The following is a 3,199-nucleotide window of genomic DNA, read 5'->3' as shown; positions in this document are numbered from 1 at the left end:
CAGGCGTATCAAATTTCGGGGTTGGTTGTATCACCAGCCCTTGCTATCCTGTGTCCATGGTAACCGACGCGCCGATAGCCATTTCAAAATTATTATATCAATTTTTGTTATGAATTACAATCGCATTCATTTTTTCGTTATCTTCCGTAGGAATCCCTGAATTTTTACTGAAAAAGGAGGATTTACCATGTTAGAAAACCCACTCGTATCTGGGGATACTGCACCGGATGAGCGCTGGTACTGGGGAATACCAGAAACGCCACCCCCCGGTGCCATCACCATCCCCCTGGCCCCCTGGTCGGAACTGGATCACGAAGACGCATTGATTTTTGAATTAGAAAGAACGAGGCCATTAAAATGAAACCATTAACCCCCTACACCCACCCTGAGTTCGGCCAAATCCGCACCCTGGACAAAGACGGCGACACCTGGTTTGTCGCCCGAGACATCGCCCAGGCTTTAGGCTACGCCAATGCCAACCATGCCATCCGCACCCATGTAGACCCCCAGGACAAGGGGGTCGCGAAATGCGATACCCTTGGGGGACGCCAGAGCATGTCCTTAATTAATGAATCCGGCCTCTACGCCCTCATCCTGGCCAGCCAGCTCCCCAGCGCCAAGGCCTTCAAGCACTGGGTCACCGCCGAAATCCTCCCCAGCATCCGTAAAAACGGCGGGTATTTATCCGGCCAAACCCAGCTCGGGGACACCGAGCTCATGGCCCGGGCCATGGTCCTGGCCCAGCACATCATCGCCGAACGCACCGCCGCCCTGGAGGAGGCCGCCCCCAAGGTCTGCTTCGCCGACGCCGTCACCGCCTCCCACCAGTCCATCCTCGTGGGAGAGCTGGCCAAGCTCATCGCCCAAAACGGCGTGGACATCGGCGCAAAGCGCCTCTTCACCTGGCTAAGAGACAAGGGCTACCTCATCAAGGGCAAGCGCTCAGACCGCAATATGCCCACCCAAAAATCCATGGACCAGGGCCTCTTCGAAATCAAGGAAACGGCCATTACCCACTCCGACGGCCACACCACCATCAACCGCACCCCCAAGGTCACCGGAAAGGGCCAAGTGTATTTTATCAATCGGTTTTTAGTCCAAGGCAAAAGGGCCGACTAAGCGTTGCTTTAACAACGTGCCCTCGAAAGGACAACGCCATGAACTATTTAAAAGAAATCATCGCCTTCGAGCGGGAGATGGAAATCCGCCACCTCCCCGCAAACGCTCAGCTCCTGTGGTACAAGCTCATGATGCTCTGCAACAAAACCGGCTGGCAGTCCTGGTTCCAGGTGGATAACCCCCGGCTCATGGCCCACCTCAAAATGACCCGGGCCGCCACCCTCATCGAAGCCCGGCAAAAACTCATCCTCGCCGGCCGCATCCACTACCACCGGGGCAAAAAAGGCGCCCCCAGCCAATACCATCTCATCCCCTTCGAATCCCCCCAAGGCGAAGGACAAACCGTAGGGCAAAGCGTACCTCAAAGCGTACCTCAAAGCGAAGTACAAACCGTAGCCATATCTAAACAAAAACATAAAGATAAACAAAAAAAGAGAGAGGGCGCCCCCGCGAAATCCTCCCTACCCGACGCACAGTCCCACGGCCGCTACCACCACGTCCACCTCACTGCCCCCCAGCTATCCGACCTGAAAACCGCCCACCCCGGAAACTGGCAAGCCCTCATCCAGAACCTCGACACCTACCTCGAAACCCACCCCGACAAACGCTACCACAACCATCTCGCCGTCATGGAAAAATGGGCCACCGAAGACCTCACCCATCCCACGGGCAGAAAAGCCCTATGCCCCGAAATCCAACGAGACTTAAGCATCTACGACGAACTCGACGCCATCGACGCAGAGTACTTCAGAAAAATCGGAGCAGACCCGCCCCCATAGAAAAAGCGTCAAGTCCAACACCCAAAAGTTTATAACCCGAAGGAGTCCCCATGAAACCACCCCAAAAACACCTCAAAGACCACACCGCCATCCTCACCTGGCTCTCCCGCTACCAGGACATTTCAGCCGACATCCAAAGACTTACCACCGCCCAGGACGCCTGGAAAAACCAAATGTCCGACATCCTCACCGCCCTCACCGAGCGCCTGGGCCACCATCACCGCACCCTAGAGTGCATCCAAAGCGCCATCGACACCCTCCCGGACCCCCGGCACCGCCAGCTTCTCCGGGCGCGTTACCTCGAAGGACACAGCTGGAACACCATCAGCCGTGAGATGCACTACACCCGCCAGCAAATCTACAACCTCAAAATGGATGCCTTAGACGCCCTGGAGCACCAAAATTCTCCCTTTGACACCATTTGACATCCAAAGGTGGTAAGATAATCTCAGTTCTAGAACACACCCCCACGGCCCATAAAATTCAAAACATAGGAGAACCCCCATGGCAATTGAACGCAACGTAAATAGCATCAGCCTCAAGCTGACCTCCAACTATGGCACCATCGACGGTAAGACCGTCCGGAAATCCAAATCCTACAGTAGCGTCAAAAGCACCGCCACCGACGCCCAAATCATCGCCACTGGCAAGGCCATCGATAACCTCCAATCCCCCAGTGCCGAAAATATCCTCACCGTCACAACCGAAGAACTCGTCGAAACCGTTTAAGAAAGGAGCCTAATCCATGGCAACCACCACTAAAAACCTCGTTATCACCTTCAAGCAAGAAGCCGACAACACCTATAGCATGACCATCCCCGACTACAAAGACGCCATCACCGACACCGAAATTCTCGCCGGGGCCCAAGCCATCATCACCCAGAACATCTTCGCCCCCGACGGCCTCGACTTTATTGGCGTCCTCACCGCTAAACGGGTCGATACCACCACCACAGAAGTGGAAATTCCAGAGGCCTAGCAGGCCCCGATGCCCACTAACCCCCAACGTCATCCCCGCCCCGCCGCATCCCGGCGGGGCCTTTTATCAGGAGAAACCCATGACACCACTCACCGAATGGTCCGTCGTCGGCATCCTTATCACCCTCGCCGGCCTCATTACCATCTTCGTCCGCCTCACCAGCCACTTAAGCACCATCCTTGCCCGCCTGGACACCACCGTCGCCCAGCTCAGCCGAACCGTGGAAACCCTGGATACAAGCAACACCCGCACCCATCAGCGCCTCTTCGACAAGCTCGAAGCCCAGGAGGACACCCTCGCAAGCCACGACACCCGCATCACC

Annotated in this window: 7 protein-coding genes; all 7 read left to right on the top strand. The window is 56.0% G+C overall.

Annotation, left to right across the window (positions count from 1 at the left end):
• The first annotated feature begins 187 nt into the window (after positions 1 to 187).
• On the top strand, positions 188 to 361 hold the full coding sequence (locus VB081_RS09915; protein ID WP_323400662.1) for a hypothetical protein: 174 nt from the start codon (positions 188 to 190) through the stop codon (positions 359 to 361).
• A complete protein-coding gene (locus VB081_RS09910; protein WP_323400661.1) occupies positions 358 to 1,119 on the top strand; it encodes a phage antirepressor in 762 nt (253 codons plus the stop codon). The genes VB081_RS09915 and VB081_RS09910 overlap by 4 nt, the downstream gene beginning before the upstream one ends.
• 38 nt (positions 1,120 to 1,157) lie before the next feature.
• Positions 1,158 to 1,898 (top strand): hypothetical protein, encoded by a 741-nt coding sequence (locus VB081_RS09905; RefSeq protein ID WP_323400660.1) that lies wholly within the window; start codon positions 1,158 to 1,160, stop codon positions 1,896 to 1,898.
• Between the two features lie 50 nt (positions 1,899 to 1,948).
• Positions 1,949 to 2,323, top strand: a complete 375-nt coding sequence (locus VB081_RS09900; protein WP_323400659.1) for a sigma factor-like helix-turn-helix DNA-binding protein — start codon at positions 1,949 to 1,951, stop codon at positions 2,321 to 2,323.
• A gap of 79 nt (positions 2,324 to 2,402) precedes the next feature.
• On the top strand, positions 2,403 to 2,627 hold the full coding sequence (locus tag VB081_RS09895) for a DUF1659 domain-containing protein (RefSeq protein WP_323400658.1): 225 nt from the start codon (positions 2,403 to 2,405) through the stop codon (positions 2,625 to 2,627).
• Positions 2,628 to 2,643: 16 nt separating this feature from the next.
• Positions 2,644 to 2,877, top strand: a complete 234-nt coding sequence (locus tag VB081_RS09890) for a DUF2922 domain-containing protein (protein ID WP_323400657.1) — start codon at positions 2,644 to 2,646, stop codon at positions 2,875 to 2,877.
• 79 nt (positions 2,878 to 2,956) lie between these two features.
• Positions 2,957 to 3,199: hypothetical protein (locus tag VB081_RS09885; RefSeq protein WP_323400656.1), on the top strand; the 243-nt coding region annotated here is incomplete at its 3' end.

Source organism: Christensenella sp. (assembly GCF_034927525.1).
Taxonomy (GTDB): domain Bacteria; phylum Bacillota; class Clostridia; order Christensenellales; family Christensenellaceae; genus Christensenella.
This window is presented reverse-complemented; position numbering and strand designations above follow the sequence as displayed.

Excerpts from the sequence above, each read along its gene's own strand:
- VB081_RS09915 (WP_323400662.1), top strand. The coding sequence starts at position 188 with ATGTTAGAAAACCCACTCGTATCTGGGGATACTGCACCGGATGAGCGC.
- VB081_RS09910 (WP_323400661.1), top strand. The coding sequence starts at position 358 with ATGAAACCATTAACCCCCTACACCCACCCTGAGTTCGGCCAAATCCGC.
- VB081_RS09905 (WP_323400660.1), top strand. The coding sequence starts at position 1,158 with ATGAACTATTTAAAAGAAATCATCGCCTTCGAGCGGGAGATGGAAATC.
- VB081_RS09900 (WP_323400659.1), top strand. The coding sequence starts at position 1,949 with ATGAAACCACCCCAAAAACACCTCAAAGACCACACCGCCATCCTCACC.
- VB081_RS09895 (WP_323400658.1), top strand. The coding sequence starts at position 2,403 with ATGGCAATTGAACGCAACGTAAATAGCATCAGCCTCAAGCTGACCTCC.
- VB081_RS09890 (WP_323400657.1), top strand. The coding sequence starts at position 2,644 with ATGGCAACCACCACTAAAAACCTCGTTATCACCTTCAAGCAAGAAGCC.